Source organism: Paenimyroides marinum (assembly GCF_900108395.1).
Lineage (GTDB): Bacteria > Bacteroidota > Bacteroidia > Flavobacteriales > Flavobacteriaceae > Flavobacterium > Flavobacterium marinum.
The window spans coordinates 11292-28337 of record NZ_FNXE01000028.1; the positions used below are offsets into that span (position 1 = coordinate 11292).

Sequence of the window (17046 nt, forward strand, 5' to 3'; positions counted from 1 at the left end):
TTAGAGTTTAATTTCCGAAATTATAGCGTAAAGTTATGCCTGAGCGTATGTTTGTTATTGGATACATGGTTGATATAACCGCTTTGCTGAACATGTGTTCGTAATAAAAAATAAATGTAAAATTCTTACTTACATCGTATGAGGCATTTACTTTTATATTGGTAACATCCTGCCCCGCACCAATCTGGTTGTTGTTATAATCTAAATAACGAATAATGGTTTGGTTTCTACGCCAGGAAAACTCAGTGGTAATACGCATATCGCTTACAATTCTGCCGCCATTGGCAACACCTTCAAAATTGGTTGTAAAACCAACATCTTTAATGATAAAGCCAAATTTAAAGCTGTATTCGTTTCCTTGAACCTCTGTTAGCAAATTGTTATCAAAACTCATAGATAATAAACGATCTTTATTGATTCTTACACCAAAGTCAATATTTGATTTTGTTCTGAAATCAATCCCTACAAGCGGAGCAAAATTCTCGTTCATTGTGATATTACTCACTACATTTTTTGCAGGATAATTTCCACCGGCATTTAATCCATTAGGGTTTTCCAGATACTCGTAATTGGTCTGAAAGTTATTTACCGAATAGCCCGATGTATATACATGAGAAATAGTAAAGTTTGAAAAATGATCTTTAAACCAGCCTAATTTTGCTAATCCGGTATATCTTAAATTCCAGTTTGGCAATGGGATATTTTTCAAAAAGCCGTTACCTTGTTTAGATACATCTTTACCCGAGTAAGCTGCCAAAAAGGACGGAATCAATACTTCTTGATTGGTACGGCTGTAGCCCACCGGATAACCATATTCATCGATATTTGCCGGATCAGACAAATCGATACCGCGTTCTGTAGCCAATCGGTTTGCAACCAAAATTCTGTTTGCCTTAAATTGTTCAAATGCCGCCGAACCGTTTACGTCACTTTTGCCAAATGCTGTTCCTATCATAATGTTGCTGGTACTGAAAAAACCTGATTCGTAAGGCGAACGCGAATTATAGATACCGTTTTCAACATCGTATTGTTCAGACATATTGGTACTGTAATTTTTATTGGCATTGATCGTTATTAACAAATCCTTCAACGGACGAACCTCTGCTGTAAACGTCAGTCTTTCGGTGTGCATGCGACTGAATTCCTGATTGAATTCCGGATAATAGGTCAGCCAACCTTTACGGGCAGCTTCGTAACGAACATCCTCCTGCGAACCAAAGACATATCCAAGTGTTGGTCGTGAAGTTCCAAAGAAACCTAATCCGCCTAAATACCCCGGCAACACCGTACCGTTAGATTCTTCGTAATTGATTCCCACTTTTTTAACCATGGTTACAAAATTAATTGCAGCATCTAAAGCAGCCGAACCTTTTTCTTCTTCTTCTTTCTTTTCTTTAGCTGTCAGTTCTTTATTACGTTCAACCTTTTCTCCCGGTTTTGGCCGGGCTTCTAATGAAGAGGTTTTCTTTTTCTGTTTCGCGGTACTTGGCACCAACCCAATGTATTTATACAAAACGTCCATGGTAATAGTAGAATTTAAACGGTGCGTATTGGCATTCTGAATGGTATTTCCCAATTCGTAATTTACACCATTGTAATCTATATTTGAAAAAGCATCTGTTGCACGCTGCCAGCTATAATCACCTGAATAAGAATAATCACTATTGATGAATGCTAAAAACGGAATTTTATCAAACGGCAGCTTATAAGTCATTTGTAACGACTGCATACGCAAATTAGGTGTACCCGGATCAAAATAGCCGTCCCAAATGCCTAACGAATTGTCAACATATCTGTTTTCGTCCATAAAATTGCGAACAACATTGTTATTCGACGCCGTGTAATTCAACGTTAGGTTTTTAGTTAAATTAAAATTAACACCGTAATTGTAATTAAAGAAATAATTTCTGCGGTACAACGGCTGTATTTCGATACCTTCTACATCAATCATCCGGTATTTTTGCTGATTGTACTGGCGTAAAACATTTGAACGGAAGGTAAGACTTGTTGGCAATAAGTTCAGGTTAAAATCGCTGAACAATTTTAAATATTTGTTCTTCTTGAAATTTTCCGCTTTTTTAAATGGCTCTATATTCCAGGGTTTAAACCCAAACGAATAATCTAACGAGGAACTTGCCTGCTGATCTAACATACGTTCCACCTCGTAATTATGCTGTTGCACTTCGTTAAACGAATGCGAAAGCGTAATGTTTTCTATATCGTAAAAATGTTGTTTTTGATTTGGTGAGCGTTGTTTGTTTACACCAATAAAGTTGATACTTGTTCGTTTGGTGTATTCAATGGCACGATCTTTAATTTGCCTGCGTTCCTGTTCGGTTTGTGCTTCGTCCATTTTAGTTTGTAAACGGATATCAGGATCGTTAGGGTCATACTCAGGCGTAATCTTTTCTTCGGCAACCGAATAACTGAACGGTATGTTTAAATTCCATTTTTTAGGTAATAATTGGTGTGCATTTACAGCAGTTGCAACATTGTATTGAAAAACATCTTCACGACTGCGTTCTTGCGGTCCCTGCTCTATAGAACCAAATCCCATTGTTTGTTTGTTTACAGATGCGGTAACCGATGCAAAATCTGCAATTTTGGCATCAACTGTACCTACTGCTGCCCAACCTCCTTTATTGGTCATGTCAGACATACGCAATTCGTTAAACCAAACTTCACCACGTAAATCGCGAGGAGATTGTACATCGTTTTCATAAAGCACTCTGGTATTGTTTCGAACACCAATCATTATGGTTCGCAACATTCCAAAATTTGGATTTCCTTTTACTCCAATACGCAGTTTGTTTATTTTATCTGCCAATTCAGGTGCCAGTTCTTCTTCGTTTTTAAAATAGATAAAATTAGGATCTTGGGTATTATCCCTGTTGCGCATTAATTTTAACTTGGTCAGCAACTCTAACTGCAATTCTATTTCATTAGCCAGTGGCCAGATTTCGTCTGCAATTGTTGTACCCCATTCGGTTACTTTCAGCGGAATTTCAACCTGATAGAAGTTATCTGTAAAATCGTTACCAAAACGAATAAAAGCAACCATTTCATCATCTTTCAACCTTGTGGCATCGTTTACATTTTCTAGTGCCTCGGCATGTAAAAACATACGCAGTTTTTTATACTGACGCATATCGATATTACCAACATTTTTGAACACCGCTCTGGAATCGTCTGGCTCTAATCCGTTTGGTGTAACGGTTGAATTTGCTTTGTAAACTTTTAACGATAAAGCCTGTTCATTTTGATTGATAATGGTATTGTTCTGGTTTATTTGTTCACGTACGATACCCGGAGGCAATACGTACGGAATAGGCGTACGTGCATAATTGTTCAGAACATTCAGCGTAGTTACATCAAAACCGGTATTGGTTCCCTGAACAATTGTATTGGGATCTTCTACCAGGCTTTCAGTGTATCGGCGCCAATCGCTTCTTACTAAGTCTAATGTACCAAAACGCAAGGTTATTTCATCAGAAAAACCTGTTAAGAACATACGCATAAAACGTATAGACTGTAAATCTGAAATGGCACCTACAGCGTATTCTTCACTTGCTATAATCGGTACTTTATACTGTACCCATTTCACCGGTGTAGAATTTCCGTTTAAAAATTTTACTTCTGTTGTACGTACATCAACTACGTAATTTTCACCAATTACCGGATTTGGGCTAACATTTACCTCATATTGATAATACGCATTAATGGTGTTCATGGTATTATCGTTATCAATATCTTCTACATCGGGTAAATTGGTATTACCTCGGTTGGTATCGGTAAACTGTATGGGTGTGTTCCCCTGTAATCCATTATAATTTTTGTAACGTGACAGGATATCGCCCTGGGCTGTTAAGAAAAACTCATAGTTATCTGCTGCCGGATCTGCAAAAGATGAAAACTGCGAAAACTTTGCTTTTTCTTCCTCATCGTTTAAACCGTCCAAACCAACATCCTGATACATACGATTATTGGCATCGGTGTCAAAAGCATAAATAAGTGCGGTAGATGCCGGAACTTTTCCCCAAACCGAACTAACTGTTGGTGCATTGTTTGCAGGTGTAGGTAATCCGTTTTCGTATTGCTTCATACCGTCTTGCAAAATGTCTTCTGAAATGTATCCCAGGTTAAAATATACTTTCCCCGTGTTGTTTAAATCAGCTACATCGCCGGCGTTACCTGTGTAAGGATCCATCATCCAGAATTCGATATACTCAACATTTGCCTGTTCAAAATTTGTCGATGCAATGGAACGCATAATACCTGCCCAGTTTTGCTGCGGGTTGGGCAATTCGTTGTTTGATAAAAACTGTGGATTAAAATTATATGGTCCGCGTTCTTTTGGATAATAAGTAAGATTCAACGGATTCATGGTTAATAATTCGCCTTGGGCAATGTCCATGGTAGGGAATAACTCTACTTTATCAATACGGCGGGTTTTGTTTGATGACAACATACCATCGGTAATTTCATTTGGTCGGCGGTACGGACTGTAAAATATCTGATCGATGTTATACCACGACATTTTTGCACGACGATAACCTGATTGCAGATCGGTAAAATTTTCACCAAACCCCACAGGAACCGACGACATAAACCACATGGTTGGGTTTAGCACATCGATATTACTTTGTGTACCTTCAAAATTTTCGATATAAGAAGTTGCTTCACCGTTGATTTGATCTAATTTAGAGGCACCTGGTTTTAGATAAGCAAATTCACCCTTAAAGGTTAAAGTTGACATGACATCGGTATCAATATTTGGCAGCTTATTTACCCAACGGGTTAAGAAAGGTGCATCGGTAGAATAATTAAAGTTAAACCCGTAAATGGCATTGTTAACCGATTCGTCTCCGTAATTTGATTTTACCGTTAAAGGTTGTTCAGACAAACGCAGATACGTAGCACCTAAAATCAATTTATCATTTACTTTATGTTCCACATCAACTCCGAAAAAGCTTCGGCGGTTTTGTGAAAACATTGAGTTTTCTTCGGTAGAAATTTCAATAGGTGTATTGCTTTCTTTTAAAGACGGATCTAATATCTGAACCATTCCTCGCGCATAATCTACCGTATAATCTACACCTTCTACCAATGTTCTTCCACCGGCAGTTACAACAACAGACCCCGGAACCAGGTTAAACCCGCCAATAGGGATACCATCGCCGGCAGAGCTCGACGATTTACCTTTTAGCTGAAACTTGTTTTTTTCGCTTTCCTGCAGCGCTTTTGTATAGGTGTTACGGTATAAATTTTTGTAAACGTATTTTTTTTGGTTGGCATTGTAGCTGGCATCAACATCGTAATTTTCTGCCGGATTGTTTGATAATTTTTTAAATAAATGTTCTCCAAAAGGTTCTACAGTGGTAAAAATTACCCTTCCGTTTTCTTCGTCAATTGTTACCCCTTCAAATTTGTTGGTGTTTTGTAGACCAGGATTTTGGTTGTTGTATCCTCCTCCCTGATTATTGTTATTAGAAGGATTATTACTTGTTGGGCTGTTTGCGATGTAATCAAACCAACCGTCTCCGCCGTTCTGAGGATCATCGGTAGAATTTAAACGGTCTAAGTTAAATACATTTAACAAAGGAGTGTTGGCAACATCTTCAGGCAACGTAGTTCCGGCAACCGGTGAAATATAATTTAACGGCGAAGGATCCGTGTACATAATGTTCAATCTGAAACCTTCTTTATCTAAATAACTGGTATTTGGTATTTTGTAAATATTTTTCATTAATAAATCCCAAACCGGTTCATTTACTGATGCCAATGTACTTTTCAACATTTTTAAAACCAGACTTTGCGTGGTGGGGATATCCTGATTGTCCCCATCCTGCCCTATCACGGTTGCATCAACACCATCGGTTCCAAATTCCCCTACTTTATAGACTTTTCCTCCAATGGTATATTCAAATGCTACAGCTAAGACTTCGTCATTATTTAAAGGCTGCTGTAATGTGATATATCCCAATTGTGGATGAAACTTAAATTCATTATCCAATAATTTACGGGCATTTTCTAACTTAACGTAATCCCGCCCTTCGGTAACAGGTATATTAAACCCGTTTTGTGCGGTAGTTATCTGGCGGATGCCTTGATTTAAAAAATTAGTTCCTATAGCTTCGGGGTTAAACTGGTTGTTAGAGTTATCAACCGGTGCGTTTATCTGCGAAGTTCCAAAGAACGTGGGATTTGCGTTTAAATCAATACCAATGATCCGATCGGTATTTGCGTTGCTTAAACGTGCTTCACCCAAATCTTGCAACGCAATAATATTACGCATGTTATTATTAGTCTGCCCTAAACGGTTTTGACGATTGGTTACCCAAACTTCTACACGGGTAATGCGTACACGACTGTCTATATAAGGGTAATTTCTTAAAGCATTATCGTATTGATACCTGAAATATTGAGACAAGAAAAAGTTGCGGTTTTGTTCGTAATCCAAAGCAAATAGCTCAAAATCCTGGACTGTTCCGCCGCCTTGGGCAACAATGGTTTTTCTTTCTGAAGTTTGTTTAGAAACCACCCCTGTAATGGTGGTACGTCCAAACTGTAATTTGGTCTTCACACCAAAAAGGTTTTGTGCTCCTCTAATCAATGAATTATTCACAGGCATACTTACGTTTCCTACTTCTATTCCTTGCAGAATGGCATCTTCATCGGGCTCATAGTTTAACTTAAGCATTTGCTTTTGAAAATCCATTGTTGCCTGATTATTAAAGTTGATATCGGTATTTAAACGCGTTCCCACTTTACCTTGCAGGCTTAAATCAATCCGCTGATTAAAGTCTAAAGCAAACGTACGGCGGTTTCTTGGGGATATTATGGGATTATCTTGTTTTGAATAGCGCATTCCTAAATCTAATTCAACCGAACCACTTGGCTTTACATCAATGGTATTACCACCAAAAATGGTTTCAAAAAGTTTAGAATTAACATAATAGCCCGGCAGTAAATCTTTTTTTTCTTCTTCGGTCAAACGGTCTTCTGCGGCGGCTAAACGTTTAGAGTAATATTCACGTAGGGCAGCATTTAGTAAAATTTCTTCATATTGCTTACGGGTTAAAACCATGGGATATTCCAGGTTAAACTCGTTATTGGTGACGGTGTAAATATACTTATCAGTTACCGGATCATAGGTGTACATTTTCATGATGCTATCTACATCTTTTAACGAAATTGCACCCCGGATAATGATGTTATCTTCCTTTTCTTCATCAATTTGTGCCCATGTTGGCGTAACATTACACAAAAAGATAATTATGAAAAAATATTTTAAAAGTATATATGTATGTGAAGATGTTTTCAAACGTTTACAAACTTTTTAATGCTGACTTAATAATTTGTTCTACAGTTACTTCCGGATTCTGTTCCACGATTTTCTTCACCAATTTTTCTGATGTTTTTCGTACAAATCCAAGAACCTCTAAAGCAGATAACGCTTCTTCGGCATTAGTATTGTTCACAGGAACAGATAAATCTTCTATGCCATATAATTTTTGCACTTTTTCCTGTAAATCAATGATCACCCGTTGTGCGGTTTTTAAGCCAATTCCTTTAATTGACTGAATGGTTTTAACATCGTTTGATGCAATTGCTTTTATTAAATCGGTGGGCGAAACATACGATAACATATTGCGTGCAGTGTTGCCGCCAATACCTGAAACAGAAATTAACAATTTAAACAATTCGCGTTCTACTTTTTCTACAAAACCATATAAAATATGTGCGTCTTCTTTAATTTGAAGATAGGTGTATATCTGAATGGCTTCTGAATCTTTGATTAAAGAATAAGAATGCAACGAAATATGAACCTGATAGCCAATTCCGTTGCATTCTATTATAATATCTGTTGGCGTTTTTTCAACCAAACGCCCCTTTAAAAACGCAATCATCTTTTTCTATATTTTCTTCAAAAATAGAAAAATTTATTAATAAACCCACTAAGGAGCATCATTCATTCAGATATAATTAAACGCTTTAAATTTTAAATGCTGTTTTATAAAAAAACAATATGTTTATACATGTTAAATTTTGTTAATATTTATTTTTTTATTACATTGCAGTAACAAAAAACTTCTTTTATGAAAAGAATACTACTTTTTTTAATGATTTTATCGGTAAATGTTTACGCCCAAACCCAGGAAGTACAATTAAAATCAAATGACTGGTATGTGTATAAAGTGGTATTGAACAATCAAACATATTTTCCATTAAACAATGTGGAAAATCAAAATATTGTGAATTTAAACTTTACTCAAGGGAACAATGAGCTTAATATGAATTTATTATTTTGTAGTGAGATAGGTAGGACAAAAGATTTAATGTTTATTGGTCCTAATGAATTTACATATGATACTATGGTTTACTTTGGTACTGGATGTTCAATTCCTGATAATTATGAATTTAATAATTATTACTGGCAATATTGGATTTATGATAGTGTAAATCACTATCAATATGAGATTAATGATGTTGATGGCACAACCAAAGAGTTAATAGTTACAAAAATAAGCAACGGTAATAAAGCCTATTTTTATTCTACTTATTTATCGTCGCCATCGTATGTTTTAGAAAAAGTAAAAATTTACCCCAACCCTGTAAAATCTATTTTAAATATTGAATTACCCGCAGCTGATTATCAAAATGTACTGATTGGTATATACGATATTACAGGTAAAAAAATTAAAAGTTTTAAAGAAAACTGGCAAGAAAATATTTCTTTAAATATTGAAAATTTACCTACCGGTAATTATCTTTTAGAATTAAAATTACCTAATGAACCGGGCAGAGGGCATTTTGTTAAAATAATAAAAGAATAGAAAATCATAAAAACAGCCGATATATTATATCGGCTGTTTTTTATTTATACACCAAATTGATAAATACTTATTCCTTTTTGGTCTATTTTGCTTGGGTTAGAAACCTTTTTTTCTGTTTGCTTTTTCCTGAGCATCTATAACAGCCACAGCCGTCATATTTACCATTTCTTCAACGCTTGCCCCTAGCTGAAAAACGTGTACAGGTGCATCTAAGCCCAATAAAATAGGTCCAATCGATGTTACTCCGTTTAATTCTTTCAACATTTTATAGGTAGTATTTGCGGCGTCTAAATTGGCAAAAACCAACGTGTTTACCTTTTTGTTGACTAATTTGGAAAACGGAAATTTCTCTTTCAGCATTTCCTGGTTCAGTGCAAAATCCATTTGAATTTCACCGTCAACAATCATTTCCGGATGTTGCTGATGCAAAATATCTACCGCACTGCGCATTTTTCTTGGTGTTTCTTCTTTTGACGAACCAAAATTACCATAAGATATCATGGCAATTACCGGATCAAAACCAAACATTTTAACCACATAACTGGTCATTAAGGCTATTTTTGCAATTCCTTCTGTTGTTGGATTAGGATTTACTGCGGTGTCTGCCAAAAACATCGGTCCGAGTTTGGTAAGCATTAAGTTTGTTGACGCTACTTTTGCAACGCCGCTGGCACGTGGTATCAAGTCTAACACCGGCCTTAAAGCGGTAGAATAGCTTCGTGAATAACCAGAAAGCATGGCGTCTGCCTCTCCCTGTAATACCATCATCGATGCAAAGTAACTACGGTCGCGCATTAATTTTTCTGCGTCAAGTTTTGTTACTCCTCTGCGTTCTCTTGATTTCCAGAAGAAATCCGCATAGCGTTGTCTGCGGTCCGATTCTTCGTTCGTTTTTGGATCAATAATCATTACATCGGCATCAAAACCAATTTCTCTTTTAAGTTCCAGAATAATTTCTCTGTTTCCTAATAAAATAGGAATGGCGATACCTTCTTCGTAAGCAATTTGTGCTGTTTTTAAAACATTTAACTGGTCTGCTTCGGTATAAACCACTTTCTTAGGATTAATCTTTGCACGGTTCATTAGCATACGAACCAATTTATTGTCTGATCCCATCCGGTCTGATAATTCGTCACGATACGCATCCCAATTAGTGATTGATTCGGTCGCTACGCCTGATTCCATAGCTGCTTTTGCAACTGCCGGCGGAATTTCGGTCATTAAACGTGGATCAAATGGTTTTGGAATGATGTAATCTTTACCAAAGCTTAGTTTCTTTTCCCCGTAAGCAATATTTACCTGCTCAGGAACGCTTTCTTTTGCCAGTTTTGCCAACGCATAAACCGCAGCAAGCTTCATTTCTTCGTTAATCTTTGTGGCACGGACATCTAACGCTCCACGGAAAATATACGGAAATCCCAAAACGTTATTTACCTGATTAGGAAAATCAGAACGCCCCGTTCCCATAATGATATCACTGCGTGTTGCCATTGCCAGATCATAGGCGATTTCAGGGTTTGGATTTGCCATTGCCAGTACCACAGGGTTTGGAGCCATTGTGTTTAACATTTCGGCTGTTAGCACATCGGCTGCCGATAACCCTATAAATACATCGGCATTATTTATGGCGTCACTCAACGTATGGATATCGCGATTGGTTGCCCATTCTGCCTTTGAAGGATCTAAATTTTCACGATCGGCGCGGATAACCCCTTTACTATCTACCATTACAATATTTGCTTTTGAAGCACCTACCGAAACGTACATTTTAGTACAGGAAATGGCTGCCGCTCCGGCACCGTTCACTACAATTTTAACATCTTTAATGTCTTTATTTTGTAATTCGCACGCATTAAGCAATGCTGCTCCGGAAATAATTGCTGTTCCGTGTTGGTCGTCATGCATTACAGGAATGTTCATTTCCTCTTTTAAACGGCGTTCAATCTCAAAACACTCGGGTGCTTTAATATCCTCTAAATTAATTCCGCCAAATGTTGGTTCTAATGCCTTTACAATGCTTACAAATTCATCTACATTTTTAGTATCCAATTCAATATCAAAAACATCAATATCGGCAAAAATCTTAAACAACAAACCTTTACCTTCCATTACTGGTTTCGATGCTTGTGCACCAATATCGCCCAAACCTAACACTGCGGTTCCGTTACTGATTACTGCAACAAGATTTCCTTTTGCTGTGTATTTATAAGCGTTTTCGGGATTTTTCTCGATCTCCAGACAAGGCTCTGCAACACCCGGCGAATATGCCAAGGCTAAATCGCGTTGTGTACTTGTTGGCTTTGTGGGAACTACGGCAATTTTGCCCGGTTTTGGTTTTGCGTGATATAAAAGAGCTTCTCTTCGTTTTGAATCTTTGTGCATGATTTCGTTTTTTGTTGAATAACAAATATACCAAGCTATAATGAATTTAGGAAAAGAAAAAATATTTTTTTGAATCTAATAAAATAGATTTATTATCTTTGTTAAATATTTACGGGAAATGGTGTTCTTCCTTATCCAACCGCCCCGATAGAAATCGGGACTGATGACGCCTGATTAATTTTAATGTTTCACATTTTAATCGGGAAGTTATGTCAAAAAGTAAAAAACATTCATTCAGCAAAAAGATCCATTTACATTTTAAAATCGGGGTTAAAAAATATCCTTCAGTACCCTATATTTTAAAATGGACGCTTATTTGTTCGTTTATCGGATTTTTAATTGGTTCGGCTTCTGCAGGTTTTTTACAGTCTTTGGATTGGGTAACTGATTTTCGCGAAAAAAATTTATGGCTGATAGCACTGCTTCCGGTTGGTGGTTTTTTCATCGGTTTACTTTATTATTACTTAGGCAAAGACATTGAAGCAGGTAACAATTTATTGATTGATACCATTCACGACCCTAAGCAAATTATTCCTTTCCGTATGGCTCCGTTTGTGTATATCGGAACCATTGCAACTCATTTTTTTGGTGGGTCTGCGGGTCGCGAAGGTACTGCTTTACAAATGGCAGGTGCTATTGCAGACCAGTTCAGCAAACCTTTCCGCCTTACGGAAAGTGAACGAAAAATTTTAATTATCGCTGCTATTTCAGCTGGTTTTGGTTCTGTGTTTGGTACACCGTTAGCCGGAGCTATTTTTGGGCTGGAAGTATTTTTGATTGGTCGGTTAAAGTACGATGCTATTTTTCCGGCTTTTGCAGCGGGCATCATTGCCGATTTAGTAACCAAACTTTGGCAAACACATCACACATATTATCACATTGATCTTATTCCTGATGTTTCTTTTACAACCATTATCTATGCAATTATTGCCGGAATTTTCTTTGGAATATGTGCTGCTACATTCAGTAAAGTAATTCATTGGACAGGAAAACTCTTTAAATCAAAAATTACTTACCCGCCATTGCGGCCTTTCATTGGTGGTATTATTGTAGCATCGGCAGTTTGTGTAATAGGTACAACAAAATATATCGGGTTGGGAATTCCTACCATTGTTGCTTCTTTTGACCAACAATTGCCTGCTTACGACTTTGTTTTGAAAATGATTTTTACCATTATCACATTATCAGCAGGGTTTAAAGGTGGCGAAGTCACTCCATTGTTTTTTATAGGAGCTACTTTAGGAAATGCTTTGAGCTATTTTATTGCGTTGCCTACCGGATTATTGGCCGGAATGGGATTTGTTGCCGTTTTTGCCGGAGCAACTAACACACCTATGGCTTGTATTATGATGGCAATTGAGCTTTTTGGAGCGGAATGTGGCGTTTATGTTGCCATTGCCTGCGTGGTTGCTTATTTACTTTCGGGACACAACAGTATTTACAACAGGCAAGTTATTGGAACACCTAAAAACCAACGATTCACCAATCAAACACAGAAACATTTAGATGAGCTTTAATTTCTTTATAAATCAGCCTTAGCACACAACGAAAATTAAAAATTGCTTTACTTTCATTCAGACTTTACGTTTCTTTTAAAAAAGCAATATTTCGCATCAATCCGGAATATTTGGTGCGTTTTACAGGTGATTTTCTAAAAACTTCATTGAACAGTTCCTGAGTTAAATCGTTCCATTGTTGTTTGTCGTAATCAATTAAACTCGGTTTGGGGTTAAATAAAGGCTGCTGGTGCGGTTTTGAAAAACGATTCCACGGACAAACATCCTGGCATACATCGCAGCCATAGATCCAATCGTCTAATTTACCGGCAAATTCATTGGGAATTTCGTCTTTTAATTCAATAGTCAAATACGAAATACATTTGCTGCCGTTAACAACATAAGGCGATTCTATTGCCTGCGTGGGGCACGCATCAATGCAAGCTGTACACGATCCGCAATGATTGGTTGTAGCGGTATCGTACAGCAACTCTAAATCGATAATTAATTCGGCAATAAAAAAGAACGATCCCTCAGATTTTCTAATAAGGTTGTTATTTTTTCCGATCCAGCCCAATCCTGATTTTGCTGCCCAGGCCTTGTCTAAAACCGGAGCCGAATCTACAAAAACACGACCGTCAACCGCTCCTATTTCATCATTGATAAAACGCAGCAGATCTTTCAGTTTGTCTTTTATCACAAAATGATAATCTTCGCCGTAGGCGTACTTGGAGATTTTATACGAATCGGGATTTTGCTTTTCAGAAGGATAATAATTCAGCAACAACGAAACCACTGATTTTGCACCCGGAACCAATAATCTGGGATCCAGCCGCTTGTCAAAATGGTTTTCCATATATTTCATTTCGCCGTGCATATTTTGTTTCAGCCAGTTTTCTAAACGCGGAGCTTCGGTTTCTAAAAAAGCAGCTTCGGAAATACCACAATAAGAAAAGCCCAAATCGAGGGCTTTGTCTTTGATTAACTTTGTATATATTTCCTTTTTATTCATAATTATTAAATAAACCGCCTAATTTTCCGGTATTGGTACGTCCTAAGTGCTGATATGCCTTTTCGGTTACTTCACGACCACGGGGCGTTCGATAGATAAATCCTTCCTGAATCAAAAAAGGTTCATAGACTTCTTCAATGGTTTCAGCGTTTTCTGAAACGGCTGTTGCCAATGTTGACAAGCCCACCGGACCGCCTTTAAATTTATCGATAATGGTCGATAAAATCTTATTATCCATTTCGTCTAACCCGTATTTATCTACATTGAGTGCTTTTAAAGCAAAACGCGAAATTTCAATATCAATGCGTCCGTTGCCTTTAATCTGAGCAAAATCGCGAACCCTACGCAACAACGCATTGGCAATACGAGGCGTACCACGGCTTCGACCGGCAATTTCAATGGCTGCTTCCATATCAATGGGCACTTTTAAAATAGTGGCACTGCGTTCAATAATGGTCGAAAGTAATTCGATGTTGTAATATTGCAAACGACTTTGAATGCCAAAACGGGCACGCATAGGTGCTGTTAACAAACCAGAACGAGTAGTAGCACCTACCAGGGTAAACGGATTTAAATTGATTTGAACCGAACGTGCATTGGGTCCGGATTCAATCATAATATCGATTTTAAAATCTTCCATAGCCGAATACAAATATTCTTCCACAACAGGACTTAACCTGTGAATTTCATCGATAAACAAAATGTCACGTTCCTCTAAATTGGTCAATAACCCGGCTAAATCTCCGGGCTTGTCCAATACGGGACCTGATGTGATTTTGATACCCACATTCAGTTCGTTTGCCAAAATGTTAGACAAAGTGGTTTTTCCCAATCCGGGTGGTCCGTGAAACAAGGTGTGGTCTAAAGCTTCGCCACGCAAATTAGCAGCTTTTACAAACACTTTTAAGTTTTCTAATACCTGATCTTGTCCCGCAAAATCATCAAACGATAGCGGACGCAGTTTTTTTTCTACATCTAACTCTTCGTTTGAGAAATTTTCATTGGTTGGATTTAAATGCTCGTTCATAAAGCAAAGATACTATTTTTACATAAGAAAAATTTTGTGTTTTTGCGATTATAAAACGATATTACTAATTAACTCGTAGTATATTTAGCAATTATAATCACCAATAGTATAACTATGAATTGTACACTTTGCCACAGTTTATTGACCGAAAAAGCAGATGACGAATATTATATCTGCAATATATGTAATGCGTATTTAAAACCCAGGCATTTGTATTTTAGCGAGGAAGAAGAAAAAAGTCATTACGAAAACCACAATAATGATGTAAACGATACGGGCTATCAAACTTTCACGGCTCCTGTTACAAATGCCCTTTTGAAATACTGTTCTACAGAAATGATTGGATTGGATTATGGTTGCGGCAAAGGTCCTGTAATTACTCATCAGTTAAAAGCCAGAGGTTTTTCTATTGATTTGTACGATCCTTATTTTTATCCGGATACTTCGTATTTAAACAAACAATACGATTATATTTTCAGCTGTGAGGTTTTTGAGCATTTTTATCATCCGCAAAAAGAAATCAACCAATTAAAAAGCCTTTTAAAACAAGGCGGATTATTAATCGTTAAAACACATTTGTTCAACAACCAAACCGATTTTAAAAACTGGTATTACCGCAAAGACAAAACCCATGTATTTATTTATACTTTTAAGACCTTTGAATACATAGCCCGGCATTTTGCATTTGAGGTGGTGGTGCTAACTGAAAAACTAATTGTACTGCGAAAACAATGATACTTGTTTTACATAATTTACTAAATTAGCAGTTACTAAAAACGAAGAAATGAAAGCTGACGGAACTACTGTAGAGGAAATTTTAGCCAATGTACCCCAAGAACGGTTAGAGGCGTTTAACAAGTTACACAATGTAATTGTAAAAAATTTACCCAAAGGATTTGAAGCGGCTATTAGTTATGGTGGATTGGGCTATGTGGTTCCACATACGATTTATCCGGCAGGTTATCACTGCAAACCGGTAGAACCATTACCTTTTGCAGGAATTGCCTCACAGAAAAACTCTATTAACTTTTACCACATGGGTATTTATTCTAAACCGGAGTTATACGATTGGTTTGTGAGCGAATATCCCAAATACAGTTCCCGAAAATTAGATATGGGCAAAAGCTGTGTACGTTTTAAAAAGACAGATGAGATTCCGTTTGATTTAATTGCCCAACTGATGCAAAAAATGACTGTTGAAGAATGGATTGCTATTTATGAAAGTAATTTAAAGAAATAGTTTTTTGAGCTTGTTATCAAAAAAGTGTATTTTTTTCTCATAGTATAAGTATGCTCATTACTTACTACCACACGAAAGATTACTTCCTCAGTTCGCTTCGCGGGGTCGTGCGGGAGCGGGGATTTACCATTCATTAGATATAGTACAAGTATCAGGAACATATTTCTTTATAAACCAATCGGGAATAATAAGATGTTTAGAGATTACTCCGTATTCAACTCCATCATATCCTTCAAATAGTAAACTATCTCCTTTTCTGATTTGGATATTTTGAATAAAATTTCCAATTGAATTATTTAATTCTTCATCTATAAAATCTTTTTTATTCTCTTCTGTTAAATTTATTAAATTATAATAATCATATTTACTTTTTTTTGTCTTTTTCTGAATAGTTAAATTTTCAAGACTTGGAGCTTGTATTAAACATTCAACCTTATTTGGTAAAATACTCAATATATCAACTAAAAAATTATTATGTTCATTATTCATCATTCTAATATTCTGTGTCCGCTATTAGGTAAAACTTTTTTATTTGGATACAAATCCACATTCATAAGACTTTGATCTATCACTTGTTTCTGAACTATATTTCGATGTTATAGAGCTAAAGTCTTCATCAGAAATAACTTCTGGCATTATCAGTAAATCTAGTGTCAGAATATAAATATTCGTCTCTTTGATTAAAATAGTGATCATCTTTCGTCATCCCCGTAGGGTCGGAAAAGTTAATAGGACTGTTTCCTGTGTACAAATACGGTTTCATCGTCTGCTCCGCTAACTGATCGACACTTATCCAAATCTACTCAATTTCAACCTCACACATCACTCAATCTCACAAAGAACGCTTAATCTTCCTTTTATCAAATATACTTTTTTAATCTATAAAAAATAACGCTTTACGGTATTTTTAAAATACTTATTAATTCCATCAACACATTTGATACATGAGGTGTTACTATTTAGCATTTTTAAGTGTTTTAAAACACTTAAATTAATAAAGACGAACAAACGTTCGCCTTTATTATTATGAAATTATTTATTTTTAGCTTTAA

Annotated in this window: 10 protein-coding genes and 1 riboswitch; of the genes, 4 read left to right on the forward strand and 6 right to left on the reverse strand. The window is 36.5% G+C overall.

Annotated features, from left to right (window positions below; genetic code table 11):
* Window positions 1–7: 7 nt before the first annotated feature.
* On the reverse strand, window positions 8–7324 hold the full coding sequence (gene sov, locus BLW20_RS09885; RefSeq protein ID WP_091099886.1) for a T9SS outer membrane translocon Sov/SprA: 7317 nt from the start codon (window positions 7322–7324) through the stop codon (window positions 8–10).
* A 4-nt stretch (window positions 7325–7328) separates the two neighbouring features.
* Window positions 7329–7910, reverse strand: coding sequence for a Holliday junction branch migration protein RuvA (gene ruvA / locus BLW20_RS09890; RefSeq protein ID WP_091099890.1), 582 nt, complete (start codon window positions 7908–7910; stop codon window positions 7329–7331).
* A 189-nt stretch (window positions 7911–8099) separates the two neighbouring features.
* On the opposite strand from ruvA, the gene BLW20_RS09895 reads away from it, so the two are divergent.
* Window positions 8100–8837, forward strand: coding sequence for a T9SS type A sorting domain-containing protein (locus BLW20_RS09895; RefSeq protein ID WP_091099894.1), 738 nt, complete (start codon window positions 8100–8102; stop codon window positions 8835–8837).
* A gap of 96 nt (window positions 8838–8933) precedes the next feature.
* Here BLW20_RS09895 and BLW20_RS09900 read toward each other — a convergent pair whose 3' ends face one another.
* The gene (locus BLW20_RS09900; protein WP_091099897.1) at window positions 8934–11219 is read right to left on the reverse strand and encodes an NADP-dependent malic enzyme; all 2286 of its coding nucleotides are present in this window, start codon (window positions 11217–11219) and stop codon (window positions 8934–8936) included.
* Window positions 11220–11324: 105 nt separating this feature from the next.
* A riboswitch (Fluoride riboswitch) is annotated at window positions 11325–11399 on the forward strand.
* Window positions 11400–11428: 29 nt separating this feature from the next.
* Between BLW20_RS09900 and BLW20_RS09905 the strand changes: the two genes are divergently transcribed.
* Window positions 11429–12736, forward strand: a complete 1308-nt coding sequence (locus tag BLW20_RS09905) for a voltage-gated chloride channel family protein (protein WP_091099900.1) — start codon at window positions 11429–11431, stop codon at window positions 12734–12736.
* Between the two features lie 64 nt (window positions 12737–12800).
* Here the strand turns inward: BLW20_RS09905 and queG are convergent, their stop codons facing one another.
* Both queG and ruvB read right to left on the reverse strand, forming a co-directional pair.
* Window positions 12801–13727, reverse strand: coding sequence for a tRNA epoxyqueuosine(34) reductase QueG (gene queG / locus BLW20_RS09910; RefSeq protein ID WP_091099902.1), 927 nt, complete (start codon window positions 13725–13727; stop codon window positions 12801–12803).
* Window positions 13720–14754, reverse strand: a complete 1035-nt coding sequence (gene ruvB / locus BLW20_RS09915; RefSeq protein WP_091099906.1) for a Holliday junction branch migration DNA helicase RuvB — start codon at window positions 14752–14754, stop codon at window positions 13720–13722. The genes queG and ruvB overlap by 8 nt, the downstream gene beginning before the upstream one ends.
* A gap of 114 nt (window positions 14755–14868) precedes the next feature.
* Between ruvB and BLW20_RS09920 the strand changes: the two genes are divergently transcribed.
* Complete coding sequence (locus BLW20_RS09920) at window positions 14869–15489, forward strand: class I SAM-dependent methyltransferase (RefSeq protein WP_091099909.1); 621 nt, start codon at window positions 14869–14871, stop codon at window positions 15487–15489.
* Between the two features lie 49 nt (window positions 15490–15538).
* On the forward strand, window positions 15539–15994 hold the full coding sequence (locus BLW20_RS09925) for a DUF1801 domain-containing protein (protein ID WP_091099912.1): 456 nt from the start codon (window positions 15539–15541) through the stop codon (window positions 15992–15994).
* A gap of 123 nt (window positions 15995–16117) precedes the next feature.
* On the opposite strand, the gene BLW20_RS09930 is transcribed toward BLW20_RS09925, so the two are convergent.
* Window positions 16118–16486, reverse strand: a complete 369-nt coding sequence (locus BLW20_RS09930; protein WP_091099916.1) for a hypothetical protein — start codon at window positions 16484–16486, stop codon at window positions 16118–16120.
* Window positions 16487–17046 lie beyond the last annotated feature (560 nt).